This is a genomic window from Pseudomonas sp. NLJ1 (genome assembly GCF_049486705.1).
GTDB classification, from domain to species: Bacteria; Pseudomonadota; Gammaproteobacteria; order Pseudomonadales; family Pseudomonadaceae; genus Aquipseudomonas; species Aquipseudomonas inefficax.
The window spans coordinates 389,794-404,073 of record NZ_CP137735.1; the positions used below are offsets into that span (position 1 = coordinate 389,794).

The 14,280-nt window shown below is 63.9% G+C and carries 13 protein-coding genes; 9 read left to right on the plus strand and 4 right to left on the minus strand.

Annotated elements, in window-relative coordinates; translation table 11 throughout:
• Positions 1-3 precede the first annotated feature (3 nt).
• From tpx to R9B85_RS01725, 4 genes are all read right to left on the minus strand, one after another.
• Positions 4-504, minus strand: a complete 501-nt coding sequence (gene tpx / locus R9B85_RS01710) for a thiol peroxidase (protein WP_347932196.1) — start codon at positions 502-504, stop codon at positions 4-6.
• 165 nt (positions 505-669) lie between these two features.
• Entirely contained in the window at positions 670-1,950 is a 1,281-nt protein-coding gene (locus R9B85_RS01715; RefSeq protein WP_112252585.1) for a serine/threonine transporter, read from the minus strand.
• A 348-nt stretch (positions 1,951-2,298) separates the two neighbouring features.
• The gene (locus tag R9B85_RS01720) at positions 2,299-3,495 is read right to left on the minus strand and encodes an aromatic amino acid transaminase (protein ID WP_375149470.1); all 1,197 of its coding nucleotides are present in this window, start codon (positions 3,493-3,495) and stop codon (positions 2,299-2,301) included.
• A gap of 233 nt (positions 3,496-3,728) precedes the next feature.
• Positions 3,729-4,754: an Ldh family oxidoreductase gene (locus R9B85_RS01725; RefSeq protein ID WP_112252587.1), complete on the minus strand. Its 1,026-nt coding sequence runs from the start codon at positions 4,752-4,754 to the stop codon at positions 3,729-3,731.
• Positions 4,755-4,897: 143 nt separating this feature from the next.
• On the opposite strand from R9B85_RS01725, the gene R9B85_RS01730 reads away from it, so the two are divergent.
• The 9 genes from R9B85_RS01730 (at position 4,898) to R9B85_RS01770 (ending at position 14,265) form a co-directional block, all read left to right on the plus strand.
• Positions 4,898-5,770 carry a MurR/RpiR family transcriptional regulator gene (locus R9B85_RS01730; RefSeq protein ID WP_112252588.1) on the plus strand — a complete coding sequence of 291 codons (873 nt, stop codon included), beginning with the start codon at positions 4,898-4,900 and terminating at the stop codon, positions 5,768-5,770.
• Positions 5,771-5,792: 22 nt separating this feature from the next.
• On the plus strand, positions 5,793-6,545 hold the full coding sequence (locus R9B85_RS01735) for a transporter substrate-binding domain-containing protein (protein WP_112252589.1): 753 nt from the start codon (positions 5,793-5,795) through the stop codon (positions 6,543-6,545).
• A 172-nt stretch (positions 6,546-6,717) separates the two neighbouring features.
• Positions 6,718-7,437 carry an ABC transporter permease gene (locus tag R9B85_RS01740; RefSeq protein ID WP_004376260.1) on the plus strand — a complete coding sequence of 240 codons (720 nt, stop codon included), beginning with the start codon at positions 6,718-6,720 and terminating at the stop codon, positions 7,435-7,437.
• Complete coding sequence (locus R9B85_RS01745; RefSeq protein WP_025338833.1) at positions 7,434-8,144, plus strand: ABC transporter permease; 711 nt, start codon at positions 7,434-7,436, stop codon at positions 8,142-8,144. The genes R9B85_RS01740 and R9B85_RS01745 overlap by 4 nt, the downstream gene beginning before the upstream one ends.
• Positions 8,145-8,160: 16 nt before the next feature.
• Positions 8,161-9,405: an NAD(P)/FAD-dependent oxidoreductase gene (locus R9B85_RS01750; RefSeq protein ID WP_112252590.1), complete on the plus strand. Its 1,245-nt coding sequence runs from the start codon at positions 8,161-8,163 to the stop codon at positions 9,403-9,405.
• A 22-nt stretch (positions 9,406-9,427) separates the two neighbouring features.
• Entirely contained in the window at positions 9,428-10,210 is a 783-nt protein-coding gene (locus tag R9B85_RS01755) for an amino acid ABC transporter ATP-binding protein (protein WP_286675479.1), read from the plus strand.
• Between the two features lie 420 nt (positions 10,211-10,630).
• Positions 10,631-11,440, plus strand: coding sequence for a gamma-glutamyl-gamma-aminobutyrate hydrolase family protein (locus tag R9B85_RS01760; protein WP_015270696.1), 810 nt, complete (start codon positions 10,631-10,633; stop codon positions 11,438-11,440).
• A 448-nt stretch (positions 11,441-11,888) separates the two neighbouring features.
• Positions 11,889-12,800 (plus strand): 5-dehydro-4-deoxyglucarate dehydratase, encoded by a 912-nt coding sequence (gene kdgD / locus R9B85_RS01765; protein WP_112252593.1) that lies wholly within the window; start codon positions 11,889-11,891, stop codon positions 12,798-12,800.
• Between the two features lie 103 nt (positions 12,801-12,903).
• Positions 12,904-14,265 carry an MFS transporter gene (locus R9B85_RS01770; RefSeq protein WP_112252594.1) on the plus strand — a complete coding sequence of 454 codons (1,362 nt, stop codon included), beginning with the start codon at positions 12,904-12,906 and terminating at the stop codon, positions 14,263-14,265.
• Positions 14,266-14,280 lie beyond the last annotated feature (15 nt).

The window sequence follows — 14,280 nt, forward strand, 5'->3', positions numbered from 1 at the left end:
CCCTTACTTCAGCACAGCCAGAGCTGCGTCGTAGTTCGGCTCATCAGCGATTTCGCCAACCAGCTCGCTGTGCAGCACCTTGTCGTTTTCGTCCAGCACCACCACGGCACGGGCGGCCAGGCCGGCCAGCGGGCCATCGGCGATGGCCACGCCGTAGTTTTCGAGGAACTCGCGGCCACGCAGGGTCGACAGGTTCTTCACGTTGTCCAGGCCTTCGGCGCCGCAGAAGCGTGCCTGGGCGAACGGCAGGTCGGCGGAGATGCACAGCACCACGGTGTTGGCCACATCGTTGGCCTGGGCGTTGAACTTGCGCACGGAGGTAGCGCAAGTCGGGGTGTCGACGCTCGGGAAGATGTTCAGCACCTTGCGTTTGCCGGCGTAGTCTTGCAGCGACTTGTCAGCCAGGCCTTCACCTACCAGGGAGAAAGCCGGAGCCTGGGCGCCGGTTTTCGGCAGCTCGCCTTTGACCTGAACCGGGTTGCCTTTGAGAGTCACTTGAGCCATGACGAAATCCTTATGCGGGGTTTGAAAAGGACACTGAGTTAAGCATGAAGGCGGCCGGGTGCCTATGGGGGCAGTGAAATTGTTCTATTACCGGACAATTCTTGTGGACAAAAAAATGCCCGGGTGGCTACAAGCGCCCCGGGCATTACTTTTGCGGATGGCGTATCAGCCCAGCAGGCCGTATACCACCGAGGTCAGCGCAACCAGGCCGACTACCACCACAAACACGTTGGAGGCAGCACCGCTGTATTTGCGCATGGATGGCACGCGGCGAATGGCGTACATCGGCATCAGGAACAGCAGCACCGCGAGGATCGGGCCACCGAGCGACTCGATCATGCCGAGGATGCTTGGGTTGAGGGTGGCGACGATCCAGCATACCACCAGCATCAGCGCGGCAACCACGCGGTCCAGGGCCTTGGCTCCCGGGCGTGCGCCGGCCTTGGTAATGATGCCCTTCAGGCCTTCGCTGGCGCCGATGTAGTGGCCGAGGAACGACTTGGCAATGGCCACGAAGGCGATCAGCGGCGCAGCGAACGCGATGGTCGGGTTGCTGAAGTGGTTGGCCAGGTACGACAGGATCGACAGGTTCTGCGCCTTGGCCTCGGCCAGCTGGGCGCTGCTCAGGGTGAGCACGCAGCTGAACACGAAGAACAGCACCATCACCACCATCAGCAGGTGGGCACGGCGCAGGATCTGGCCGCTACGCTCATCGGCATGCTCACCGTAGCGGCGCTTCTGGTCGACGGCGAAGGCGGAGATGATCGGCGAGTGGTTGAACGAGAACACCATCACCGGAATCGCAAGCCACAGGGTATGCAGGAAGGCCGAGGCCGGCGGCACCTGGGTGGCGCTGTCGAGAATGCCACCGGTCCAGTGCGGCACCAGGTACAGGCCCAGCAATGCCAGGGCAACGATGAACGGGTAGACCAGCAGGCTCATGACCTTGACCGTGGCCTGCTCCCCGCAGCGCACGATGGCCAGCAAGCCGAGGATCAGCACGAACGACAGGATGGCCCGTGGCGGCGGCGCCAGGTGCAGCTGGTGCTCGATGAAGCTGGACACGGTGTTGGTCAGTGCCACGCTATAGATAAGCAGGATCGGGAAGATTGCAAAGAAGTACAGCACGGTGATCGAGGCGCCGGCGGTACTGCCGAAGTGTTCCCTGACCACTTCGGTGATGTCGCCGTCATTGCGCCCGGAAAGGACGAAACGGGTCAGCCCGCGGTGAGCGAAATAGGTCATCGGAAAGGCCAGGATGGCCAGGATCAGCAGCGGCCAGAAGCCGCCAAGGCCGGCGTTGATCGGCAGGAACAGGGTTCCGGCGCCGATCGCTGTGCCGAACAGGCCCAGCATCCAGGTGGTGTCATGACGCGACCAGCTGCCAAGGGTGGCGGGGGTCGATTCTGCAAAGCGTTGTTCAACGCTTGGGGCCTGCTCATTCATTCCGGGTGAAGCTCCACTCGCAAGACTGCAACAGGCTGAGAATGGCGAAATAGACGTTTCGCCCAACTCAACCGAAAAAGGGAGCGCGATTGTGCACGGAAAGGTTGCACTTGCGAAGTCCTTTTCCGAGGAGCGGTTGCACTTGTCTTTACAAGCGGGTTGTGCCGCTGGACTGCAGGAGGGATTTGACAGATGTAGGAGCGGCCTGGTGTCGCGAAAGGGGTGCGCAGCGCTCCCAACGTTTGCAGCTTCGCCGCGAATATTGCCGGGGCCGCTTTGCGGCCCTTTCGCGACACAAGGCCGCTCCTATAGAAGGCCGCGGCCCCATGGACGCGGCCCCGTGCGGTGTTACTTCTGGACGGCGGCGAAGGCTTCGGCAACCCGTTGCAGGTTGGCCGGGCGCAGGCCGGACATGCATACGCGGCCGCTGTCGATCAGGTACACGCCGAACTCGTCACGTAGGCGGCGCACCTGCTCGACGCTGAAGCCGGTGTAGCTGAACATGCCGCGCTGGCGCAGGAAGAACTGGAAGTCCTGGCCTGGCAGCAGCACGGCCAGCGCATCGACCAGCGCCTGGCGCATGTCGAGGATACGCTTGCGCATCACTTCGACTTCCTCGGCCCACTGGGCATTGAGGGTGGCATCGCCGAGCACGCCAGCGACCAGCTGGGCACCGAAGTTGGGCGGGCTGGAGTAGTTGCGGCGTACGGTAGCCTTGAGCTGGCCGAGCACGCTCTGCGCGGTGGCGTCATCGTCGCAGACCACCGACAGGCCGCCGACCCGCTCGCCGTACAGCGAGAAGATCTTCGAGAACGAGTTGCTGACCAGGCACGGCACGCCGGCACGGGCCATTTCGCGGATGGCGTAGGCGTCTTCCACCAGGCCCTCGGCGAAGCCCTGGTAGGCGATGTCGAGGAACGGGATCAGCTGGCGTGCCTTGACCACTTCAACCACCTGTTGCCACTGGTGCTGTTCCAGGTCGGCGCCGGTGGGGTTGTGGCAGCACGGGTGCAGCAGCACCACGCTGTTGGCCGGCAGAGTCTGCAGGGTGGCCAGCATGCCGTCGAAGTCCACGCCACGGGTGGCCTGGTCGAAATACGGGTAGGTATGCACCTTGAAGCCGGCGCCTTCGAAGATGGCGCGGTGGTTGTCCCAGGTCGGGTTGCTGACCCAGACTTCCGACTGCGGGAAGTAGCGTTTGAGGAAGTCGGCACCGACCTTGAGAGCGCCGGAACCGCCCACGGTCTGCACGGTGGCCACGCGCCCGCCGGTCACGGCCGGGTGATCGGCACCGAACAGCAGCGCCTGGATCGCCTGGCGGTAGCTGGCCAGGCCTTCCATCGGCAGGTACAGCGAGGCTTCGTGGTCCTGGCCGGCGATGCGTTTTTCCACCGCATCCACAGCCACCAGTTGCGGCACCACGCCGGCCTCATCGTAGTACAGGCCGATACTCAGGTTGACCTTGTCGGCGCGCGGGTCGGCCTTGAAGGTTTCCATCAACGAGAGGATCGGGTCGCCGGCATAGGCATCGACATGTTTGAACACAGCGTGCAGCTCCTTGGATCAGGACAGTTCGAAAAGGCAGCCCTGAGCATACCCGGAGTGCGGGCTCAGGAACATCAACTATTGTGCAAGGTTGTCTATGCAACATTGCATGGCTGAAGATGAGTTTGCCAATGCGGGCCTCTTCGCGGGTGAACCCGCTCCCACAGGGATATCACTGCCCTTGAAACCTGCGCAGTACCTGTGGGAGCGGGTTCACCCGCGAAGAGGCCGGGTCAGCCAAGCAACTCCTTCAGACCTTGCAACTCCTGCTCGGTCAACGCCACCCCCTCCTCCTCGGCCACCTCGCGCTCGCGGTAACGCCGCTCGCCCGGCATGCGCGTCAGCCCCACCGCCTGCATCTGCTCGACCAGCTCGCGGCTGCGCTGGGCAAACCGCTCGCCCTCGGCCTTGCTCGGGTCGATGACGATGATCAGCTGCCCGGTCCATGGCGTCTTCGCCCCCGGGTGCCCCGACCAGTCGAACTCCCAGGAGAAATGCCCGCCGGTCAATGCCGCCGCCAGCAACTCCACCATCATCGACAAGGCCGAGCCCTTGTGCCCGCCAAATGGCAGCAAGGCGCCACCTTCCAGAATCGCCTTGGGGTCGGTGGTCGGCTCACCATTGGCATCCACCCCCATGCCCTCTGGCAACTGCTGGCCAGCGCGCGCGGCAATCTGCACGTCGCCATGGGCCATGGCGCTGGTGGCCATGTCGAAGACGATCGGGTCATGTTCGGCGCAGGGCGCGGCAAAGGCGATGGGGTTGGTGCCGAACAACGGCTTGCGGGCGCCATGCGGCACCACGCAGGTCATGCTGTTGACCACGCTCAGGGCTACCAGGCCTTCGTCGGCGAATGGTTCCACATCCGGCCACAGCGCGGCGAAATGGTGCGAGTTGTGGATCGCCAGTACGGCGATACCGGCGTTGCGCGCCTTCGCCACCAGAAGTTCACGGGCCGCTGCCAGCGCCGGCTGGGCGAAGCCGCCTGCGGCATCGACGCGAACATAACCGGGCGCCACGTCGCTGACCTTCGGCGTGGCCTGGCCATCGACCCAACCGCTGGCCAATGTCGAAACATAGCCGGGCATGCGGAACACCCCATGGCTATGGGCACCATCGCGCTGGGCGCTGGCGCAGTTGTGGGCCAGTACCCGGGCCACGCTTTCGCTGCAGCCATGGCGCTGGAAGATGGTCTGCAACAGGCCCTGCAGCTCGGTAAAAGGCACGCGCACGACGGTGCTGGTGGAAGGTGCGGACATCTGAAGCTCCTTGTTGGAATTGGAATGGCTACAGCGTTGCAACGACAAAAACTTTCCGGCATGTGACAGCTATCTGTCAAATGTTGACTTGATGACAGAAAACAGCCATTTTCTTTCGCAAGCCTTACCCCTGGAGCAGCAGCATGAGCCAACCGATCAAGCAACGCCTGGAAAACAGCCTCGAAGGGGCCGCTGCTTCGGGCCGCAAGATCGCCAGCTACATGCTCGCCAACCTGCATGAACTGCCGTTCCAGACCTCGGCCAGCATTGCCGTCAAGCTGGGCGTCAGCGAATCCAGCGTCGGCCGTTTCTGCCGCTCATTGGGTTATGCCCATCTCAAGGCGTTGAAGCAAGACCTGCAGAACGACCTGGGCGATGGCCCGTGGCTGGTGGGCGACCGCTTGCAAGATTACCGCCAGAACCAGGACGCCAGCGACAACGCCGGCAGCCTGGAGCTGGAAATAGCCGCCCTGGTGCGCGTGCACGAGTATCGCCAGGGCAGCGCCTGGCACAGTGTCGCCCAGCGCCTGGCGAGCAAACGGCGGGTGTTCATTGCCGGCTTCCAGACCGAGCGCGGCATCGCCATGTGCATGAGCCACCTGCTGCAGTATCTGCGCGATGGCGTGCAGCTGGTCGATATCAGCGCCGGGCACTTTGGCGAAGTATTGCTGGGCCGCGCCGAAGACAGCGCCCTGGTGGTGTTCGAGGCCCGCCGTTATTCCCGCCATGCCCTGCTGTTGTGCCAGAAGGCGCGCGAGGCTGGCATTGCGGTCACCCTGGTGACCGACCCCTTCTGTGACTGGGCCGATGCCAACGCCGACGAGGTGTTCCGCATCCCCACCGAGTTCAACCTGTTCTGGGAATCCACCTCGACCATGCTGTCGTGGGTGCACCTGATGGTCAACGAGGTCTGCAAGAAGCTCGGACCGGATGTTGAAAAACGCTTGGAAGCAACTGCCGCTCTACATAACGAATTCGTCGGCTACACCTCGTGGTCGACGGGAAAACAACAATAGCAAGAGTGCAATGAGGTGCGAGATGAACAAGACCATGGCCTTGGTGGGTGCGTGTGCCCTGCTGCTGTCGGGTACCGCCAGTGCCGAAACCCTGCGCTTCGCCACCGAGGGCGCCTACCCGCCCTTCAACTATGTCGATGCCAATAACCAGTTGCACGGCTTCGACGTGGACATCACCCATGCCCTGTGCGAGCAGATGAAGGTCGAGTGCACGCTGGTGGCCCAGGACTGGGAGGGCATCATCCCGGCGCTGATGGCACGCAAGTACGATGCAGTGGTCGCGTCGATGATCAACACCGAAGAACGGCGCAAGAAGATCGCCTTCACCGACCACTACTACCGCACCCCGCTGACCGTCGCCGTGGCCAAGGACAGCAAGATCAACGACGCCCAGACCAACTTCGACGGCTACACCGTTGGCGCCCAGTCGTCCTCCACCCAGGCCATCTACGCCGAAGACGTCTATGCCAAGGCCGGTGCCGATGTGAAGCTGTACCCGACCATGGACGAAGCCAACGCCGACCTGGCTGCGGGCCGCCTGGACGGTGTTATCGCCGACAAGTTCCCCCTGAACGAATGGATGACCAAGAACGGCGGGGACTGCTGCAAGATCCTCGGCGATGTGGCCAACACCAAGGCCGATGCCGCCATTGCCGTGCGCAAGGACGACGAAGCCCTGCGCCAGCGCCTGAACACCGCGCTGCAGCAGATCGTGGCCAACGGCACCTACCAGAAGATCGCCAGCAAGTACTTCGCTTTCGATATCTACAACTGATCTTCAGGAAGTTTTGCGCACCCCCTGTGGGAGCGGCCTTGCGTCGCGAAAGGGTCGCGCAGCGGCCCCGGCAATCTATGCAGTTGCATGAATCCTGGGGCCGCTACGCAGCCCTTTCGCGACGCAAGGCCGCTCCCACAGAGATCGCACCTACCCGCCCAAGGGGTTTGTCATGCTCGATCAATTGTCCTTGCTGTCCTTCGCCAGTGGAGGTTGGGGCCAGGCGCTGCTGGCCGGCGCGCTGGTAACCGTTTCCCTGGCCCTGGCCTGCCTGCCCATCGGCCTGCCGCTGGGCCTGGTGGTCGCCCTTGCAGCACGCTCGCGCAAGCGCTTGCCGCGGGCCTGGGCCACCACCTTCTCTACCGTGTTCCGTGGCCTGCCCGAACTGCTGACACTGCTGATCATCTATTACGGCTGCCAGATCGCTGCGCAGAAGATTCTCGCGGCCATGGGCTACCAGGGTGAGTTCCTGATCAACACCTTCCTCGCCGCGATGATCGCCTTCAGCCTGGTGTTCGCCGCATTCTCCAGCGAGATCTGGCTGGCAGCCTTCAAGACCCTGCCCAAGGGCCAGCTGGAAGCCTGCTCGGCGCTGGGCCTGAGCAAGCGCACCGGCTTCTTCAAGGTGTTGCTGCCACAACTGACCCGCATCGCCTTGCCCGGCCTGTCCAACAACTGGCTGTCGCTGCTCAAGGACACCTCGCTGGTATCCACCATCTCGCTGGTCGACCTGATGCGCCAGACCAACCTGGCGGTCAGCGTGACCAAGGAGCCGATGTTCTTCTATGGCGTCGCCTGCCTGGGCTACCTGCTGTTCGCCGCCATTTCCGGGCGTGTGTTCGCCTTCATCGAACGGCGCAGCAACCGCCACCTGCAAGGAGCACGCGCATGAGCTTCGAACAACTGCTGGCGCTGGTCCTCGACCCCGACCTGCTCGACCGCTACGGCCCGCGCTTCCTCGATGGCCTGCTGGTAACCGCCAAGCTGGTGGCGATTTCCTTCAGCCTGGGTGCCGTGCTCGGCCTGTTGCTGGCCCTGGCGCGCATGTCGCGCAGCCTGCTGCTGCAGCGCATGGCCGCCGGCTATGTGTACTTCTTCCGCGGCTCGCCGCTGCTGGCCCAGCTGTTCCTGCTGTATTACGGCCTGGGCTCGCTCAAGGGCTTCTGGCAGGACGTCGGCCTGTGGTGGTTCTTCCGCGAGGCGTGGTTCTGCACCTTGCTGGCGTTCACCCTGAACACCGCCGCCTACCAGGCCGAGATCTTCCGCGGCAGCCTGATGGCCGTCGCCCCCGGGCAACATGAGGCGGCACGGGCGCTGAACCTGAAGCGCTCGACCACTTTCTTCAAGGTGATCCTGCCGCAGTCGCTGCTGGTGGCCATCGGCCCGCTGGGCAACGAACTGATCCTGATGATCAAGGCCAGCGCGATCGCCTCGCTGGTGACCATCTACGACCTGATGGGCGTAACCAAACTGGCCTTCTCGCGCAGTTTCGACTTCCAGATCTACCTGTGGGCCGCCGTGCTCTACCTGCTGATCGTCGAACTGGTGCGGCGCCTGCTGAAACACCTGGAAGCCCGCCTGGGCCGCCACCTGAACTGACCGAAGGATACGTTCCATGCATTGCCAGACCCTTGTCCTCGGCGCCGGCATCGTCGGCGTCAGCACCGCGCTGCACCTGCAGGCCCGCGGGCGCCAGGTGATCCTGATCGACCGCGACGAACCAGGCTGCGGCACCAGCCACGGCAACGCCGGGCTGATCGAGCGCTCCAGCGTCATCCCCTATGCCTTCCCCCGGCAACTGGGCGCACTGCTGCGCTACGGCCTGAACCGCCAACCCGATGTGCGCTACAGCCTGCTGCACTTGCCCAAGGCCGCACCCTGGCTGTGGCGCTACTGGCGCCAGTCGGCCCCCGGGCGCCTGGCCGGGGCCGCCGCCGACATGCTGCCGCTGGTGCAGCGCTGCGTAGAGGAGCACGACGCATTCATCGCTGCTGCCGGCCTGGAAGGGCTGGTGCAGGCCAAAGGCTGGATCGAAGTGTTCCGTGACCCGGTGCTGTTCGAGCAGGCCAAGGCCGACGCCAAGGGCCTGAGCCGTTATGGCCTGCAGTTCGAAATCCTCGAATGCGGGCAGTTGCAGGCCCGCGAGCACCAGCTGGACGCCAGCGTGGTCGGCGGCATCCACTGGCTCGACCCCAAGACCGTGAACAACCCCGGCGCCCTCACCCGCGGCTACGCCACCCTGTTCACGCAGCGCGGCGGGCAGTTCCTGCATGGCGATGCGCGCAGCCTGCGCCAGGTCGACGGCCAATGGCGGGTGGACAGCCGCCGCGGCCCGATTACCGCCAACGAGGTGGTGGCCTGCCTCGGCCCGCAATCGGCCGACCTGTTCAGCGGCCTGGGCTACCAGATCCCGCTGGCGATCAAGCGTGGTTACCACATGCACTACAGCACCCGTGACGGCGCGCAACTGGAGCATTCCATCTGTGACACCCAGGGCGGCTACGTGCTGGCGCCAATGGCCCGCGGCGTGCGCCTGACCACCGGCATCGAGTTCGACGCCAGCAGCGCGCCTGGCAACCAGATCCAGCTGGGCCGCTGCGAAGCCCTGGCGCGCAAGCTGTTCCCGGCCCTGGGCGAGCGCCTGGACGACACCCCCTGGCTGGGCCGCCGCCCGTGCCTGCCCGACATGCGCCCGGTGATTGGCCCGGCGCCGCGCCACCCGGGGCTGTGGTTCAACTTCGGCCACGCCCACCACGGCCTTACCCTGGGCCCGGTCAGCGGCCGGCTGGTGGCCGAGCTGGTCACCGGCGAACGCCCCTTCACCGACCCCGCGCCTTACAGCGCGACCCGTTTCGACTGAACCCCTGCGGGAGAACAACAAGATGACCGCACCACTGAGCCTTGCCACCCTTGCCCCCGAACCCGACCTGCGCCCGGTGCTGATCCGCATTGAGGGCCTGAACAAGCACTACGGCGCGTTCCACGTGCTGCGCAACATCGACCTGCAAGTGCGTGAAGGCGAACGCATCGTACTGTGCGGGCCGTCCGGCTCCGGCAAGTCGACCCTGATCCGTTGCATCAACCGCCTGGAAGTTGCCCAGCAGGGCAGCATCAAGGTGGATGGCATCGACCTGGCGGCCACCAGCCGCGAAGCAGCGCAGGTGCGCAGCGACATCGGCATGGTGTTCCAGCACTTCAACCTGTTCCCGCACATGAGCGTGCTCGACAACTGCCTGCTGGCCCCCACCAGCGTGCGCGGGCTGTCGCGCAAGGACGCCGAGGAGCGGGCGCGCATGTACCTGAGCAAGGTCGGCATCGAAAGCCAGGCGCACAAGTACCCCAGCCAGCTGTCCGGCGGTCAGCAGCAGCGCGTGGCGATTGCCCGGGCGCTGTGCATGAAGCCGCGCATCATGCTGTTCGACGAGCCCACCTCGGCGCTTGACCCGGAGATGGTTGCCGAAGTGCTGGATGTGCTGGTGCAACTGGCCGGCACCGGCATGACCATGCTTTGCGTCACCCATGAAATGGGCTTTGCCCGCCAGGTGGCCGAGCGGGTGTTGTTCCTCGAGGGCGGGCAGATCATCGAAGACAGCCCGCCACAGGTATTCTTCAACCAGCCGCGTACCGAGCGGGCCAAGGGGTTCCTGGCGCAGATACTGCACTGAGACCTGTTCCGACCTCTTCGCGGGTAAACCCGCTCCCACAGGTTCATCATTGGTCCTGAAGGCCAAGGTAATCCTGTGGGAGCGGGTTTACCCGCGAAGAGGCCGGAACAGGCAACACCATCATTGCACCGCTGCAAAGACCCAACTGCATCGTTAAATATTATTGACTTTACCTCCCGCCAAACCCACGCCACCACAGGCCCGCATCGGTTTCAGCCCCCAAAAACCGGCGCATTCCCTGCCATCAAGCCCTGCTCCGTCGTTTGACATATCGAACGGCTCTGGCAAGCTATCTACAAGCCCCGACCGGAATCGTCGCCTCCGACGAGCCGGCAGTGCTCGGGGCTACAGGTCGCACCCATGGCCCCGCGCCGTGCACCTGCACAACAACGACAGGCCGAACCTGTCCCAAGGTGACATATGTCCAACAGCAACATTGGCAACAAGCAACCCTCCCTGCGCAAACCCGTCGTCCTGATGACCATGGGCAGCCAAGAGCGAAAAGGCCATGACTACCAGGTCATGACCCACAAATACATCACCCCGCTGGTCGAGTTCTCCGATTGCGTCCCGGTGCTGGTGCCCACCTGCTGCGGCATCGAGGACCTCGAGACCTATCTGGACATGGCCGACGGCGTGTACCTGACCGGCGCCGGCAGCAACATCGACCCGGCCCTGTACGGCCAGGAGAACGAAACCCCCGGCAAAGGCCAGGACCAGAACCGCGACCTGTTCGACATTCCGCTGGTCAAGGCCGCGATCAAGCGTGGCCTGCCGATTTTCGGCATCTGCCGCGGCATGCAGGAAATCAACGTGGCCCTGGGTGGCGACATCTACCAGAAGGTGTACGCCGAGCCTGGCTTCAATGACCACCGGGAAAACCCGGAAGACCCGGTCGAGGTGCAATACGCCCAGGTACACGGCGTGAAGATCAAGCCGGACAGCTGGCTGCGTGACACCCTGGGTACCGACGAGATTCGCGTCAACTCGCTGCATGGCCAGGGGCTGCACAAGCTCGGTGCCGGTATCGAGGCCATCGCCCATGCCGAAGACGGCCTGGTCGAGGCGATCCATGCCCCGAGCATTTCGCCGTTCCTGTTCGCCGTGCAGTGGCACCCGGAGTGGCAAGCGGCGAAGAACCCGGACTCGATCAAGATCTTCCAGGCTTTCGGTGATGCTTGCCGAGCCCAGGTACGCAAGGCGCAAATCAAGCGCCAGCACGCTGCCTGACCCTAGCTTTCCTCTGCTTTGATCGCGGGGCGGCGCAAGGCCGCCCCCGTTTTCCCGGTCACCCTCTGCTGGTCCCAGAACACTTCCCGTGGAAACGGGCGGCGGGCTTGTGCCTGTCTCCGCGATCTTTTTTCTTCCCCGCCTAGAGATACGATGACTGATCGCAGCTGGTCTGCCATCTGGGTATCGGGCATCTCTTGTTGTTCCTTGTGCCGGCCTCTTCGCGGGTAAACCCGCTCCCACAGGAATCTCCGCATCTTTAAGCGCGCCACGGTACCTGTGGGAGCGGGTTTACCCGCGAAGAGGCCGGCACAGGCCACAACACTCCTTCTGCCCCCCTCCACAAAAAAATCTCCCCAAGGGACTAGTCATCGTACAAGTTGTACGATAACTTACCTCCAACGCATAACAACACCCTTCACCCAAGCGCCACAGGATGCCAACAACAATGACTCCACAAGAACTCAAATCCATCCTCTCCCACGGCCTGCTGTCTTTCCCGGTCACCGACTTCAACGCCCAGGGCGACTTCAACCCCGCTGGCTACGCCAAGCGCCTGGAATGGCTGGCCCCTTACGGCGCCAGCGCCCTGTTCGCCGCCGGCGGCACCGGTGAGTTCTTCTCCCTGGCCGCCAGCGAATACAGCCAGGTGATCAAGACCGCCGTCGACACCTGCGCCAAGTCGGTCCCCATCCTCGCCGGCGTCGGCGGCTCCACTCGCCAGGCCATCGAATACGCGCAAGAAGCCGAGCGCCTGGGTGCCAAAGGCCTGCTGCTGCTGCCGCACTACCTGACCGAAGCCAGCCAGGAAGGCGTCGCCGCCCATGTCGAAGCGGTATGCAAATCAGTGAACATCGGCGTAGTCGTCTACAACCGCAACGTCTGCCGCCTGAACGCCGACCTGCTGGAAAAACTGGCCGAGCGCTGCCCGAACCTGATCGGCTACAAGGACGGCCTGGGTGATATCGAGCTGATGGTGTCGATCCGTCGCCGCCTGGGCGACCGCTTCAGCTACCTGGGTGGCCTGCCGACCGCCGAGGTGTATGCTGCTGCCTACAAGGCCCTGGGCGTGCCGGTGTACTCCTCCGCCGTGTTCAACTTCGTGCCGAAGACCGCCATGGACTTCTACAACGCCATCGCCCGTGACGACCACGCCACCGTGGCCAAGCTGATCGACGACTTCTTCCTGCCGTACCTGGACATCCGCAACCGCAAGGCCGGCTACGCCGTGAGCATCGTCAAGGCCGGCGCCAGGATCGCCGGTCACGACGCTGGCCCGGTGCGGACTCCGCTTACCGACCTCACCGCCGAAGAGTACGAACAACTCGCCGCGCTGATGGACAAGATGGGCCCGCAGTAAGCGCCGCCCGCGGCCTGCCAGATGCCGCGCCCGGAGTGGGCCAGCCCCACTCCGGTTACAATTCGTGAGCCCGCACAAAAATAAATAGTGGGAGTACTCCAGCATGCAAGCGACGAAGAAGACGCATGTGCGCTACCTGATCCTGTTCATGCTGTTCCTGGTGACCACGATCAACTACGCTGACCGCGCCACCATTGCAATCGCGGGCTCCAGCCTGCAGAAAGACCTCGGCATCGATGCCGTGACCCTCGGCTACATCTTCTCCGCCTTCGGATGGGCCTACGTGGCTGGCCAGATTCCTGGTGGCTGGCTGCTCGACCGCTTCGGTTCCAAGAACGTCTACGCCTTCAGCATCTTCACCTGGTCGCTGTTCACCCTGCTGCAGGGCTTTGTCGGTGGCCTGCCGGTTGCCTGGGCGGTGGTGACCCTGTTCACCCTGCGCTTCCTGGTCGGTTTTGCCGAAGCCCCGTCATTCCCGGGCAATGCGCGCATCGTCGCGGCCTGGTTCCCGACCCAGGAACGCGGCACCGCCTCGGCCATTTTCAACTCGGCGCAGTACTTCGCCACCGCACTGTTCGCACCGATCATGGGCTGGATCGTGTTCAGCTTCGGCTGGGAGCATGTGTTCGTGGTCATGGGCGCGCTGGGCATCGTGTTCTCCATGGTATGGCTGAAGACCATCTACAACCCGCGCCAACACCCACGCATCAGCCCAGGCGAACTCGAGCACATCGAGCAGAACGGTGGCCTGGTGGACATGGACCAGAAGCGCGGCAACGACGGCCCGAAATGGGGCTACATCAAGCAACTGCTGACCAGCCGCATGCTGCTGGGCGTGTACCTGGGCCAGTACTGCATCAACGCCATCACCTACTTCTTCCTCACCTGGTTCCCGGTGTACCTGGTGCAAGAGCGCGGCATGACCATCCTCAAGGCTGGTTTCATCGCCTCGCTGCCGGCGGTCTGCGGCTTCATCGGTGGCGTGCTGGGCGGGGTGATCTCCGACTGGCTGTTGCGCCGCGGCAACTCGCTGACCTTCTCGCGCAAACTGCCGATCGTCTGCGGCCTGCTGCTGTCGACCACCATGGTGTTCTGCAACTACGTCGACGCTGAGTGGATGGTGGTCGGCTTCATGACCCTGGCGTTCTTCGGCAAAGGCATCGGTGCACTGGGCTGGGCGGTGGTCGCCGACACCTCGCCGAAGCAGATCGCCGGGCTGTCGGGCGGGCTGTTCAACACCTTCGGCAACATCGCCTCGATCACCACGCCGATCGTCATCGGCTACATCATCAGCGCCACGGGTTCGTTCAAGTGGGCCCTGGTGTATGTCGGCGCCAACGCCCTGGTAGCGGTGTTCAGCTACCTGGTGATTGTTGGCCCGATCAAGCGCATCGAGCTGCGTGAAAGCCCAAAGCCTGACGCCGAGCCCGCGGCCGGCAGCAAACTGGCCGGCTCGCACCACTGAGTGAACACGCCCGCG

What these genes read in the sequence shown, in the direction of transcription:
- R9B85_RS01715 (WP_112252585.1), bottom strand. Translation starts at nt 1,950, where the DNA reads ATGAATGAGCAGGCCCCAAGCGTTGAACAACGCTTTGCAGAATCGACC.
- kdgD (WP_112252593.1), top strand. Translation starts at nt 11,889, where the DNA reads ATGACTCCACAAGAACTCAAATCCATCCTCTCCCACGGCCTGCTGTCT.
- R9B85_RS01745 (WP_025338833.1), top strand. Translation starts at nt 7,434, where the DNA reads ATGAGCTTCGAACAACTGCTGGCGCTGGTCCTCGACCCCGACCTGCTC.
- tpx (WP_347932196.1), bottom strand. Translation starts at nt 504, where the DNA reads ATGGCTCAAGTGACTCTCAAAGGCAACCCGGTTCAGGTCAAAGGCGAG.
- R9B85_RS01770 (WP_112252594.1), top strand. Translation starts at nt 12,904, where the DNA reads ATGCAAGCGACGAAGAAGACGCATGTGCGCTACCTGATCCTGTTCATG.
- R9B85_RS01735 (WP_112252589.1), top strand. Translation starts at nt 5,793, where the DNA reads ATGAACAAGACCATGGCCTTGGTGGGTGCGTGTGCCCTGCTGCTGTCG.
- R9B85_RS01760 (WP_015270696.1), top strand. Translation starts at nt 10,631, where the DNA reads ATGTCCAACAGCAACATTGGCAACAAGCAACCCTCCCTGCGCAAACCC.
- R9B85_RS01725 (WP_112252587.1), bottom strand. Translation starts at nt 4,754, where the DNA reads ATGTCCGCACCTTCCACCAGCACCGTCGTGCGCGTGCCTTTTACCGAG.
- R9B85_RS01740 (WP_004376260.1), top strand. Translation starts at nt 6,718, where the DNA reads ATGCTCGATCAATTGTCCTTGCTGTCCTTCGCCAGTGGAGGTTGGGGC.
- R9B85_RS01750 (WP_112252590.1), top strand. Translation starts at nt 8,161, where the DNA reads ATGCATTGCCAGACCCTTGTCCTCGGCGCCGGCATCGTCGGCGTCAGC.
- R9B85_RS01730 (WP_112252588.1), top strand. Translation starts at nt 4,898, where the DNA reads ATGAGCCAACCGATCAAGCAACGCCTGGAAAACAGCCTCGAAGGGGCC.
- R9B85_RS01755 (WP_286675479.1), top strand. Translation starts at nt 9,428, where the DNA reads ATGACCGCACCACTGAGCCTTGCCACCCTTGCCCCCGAACCCGACCTG.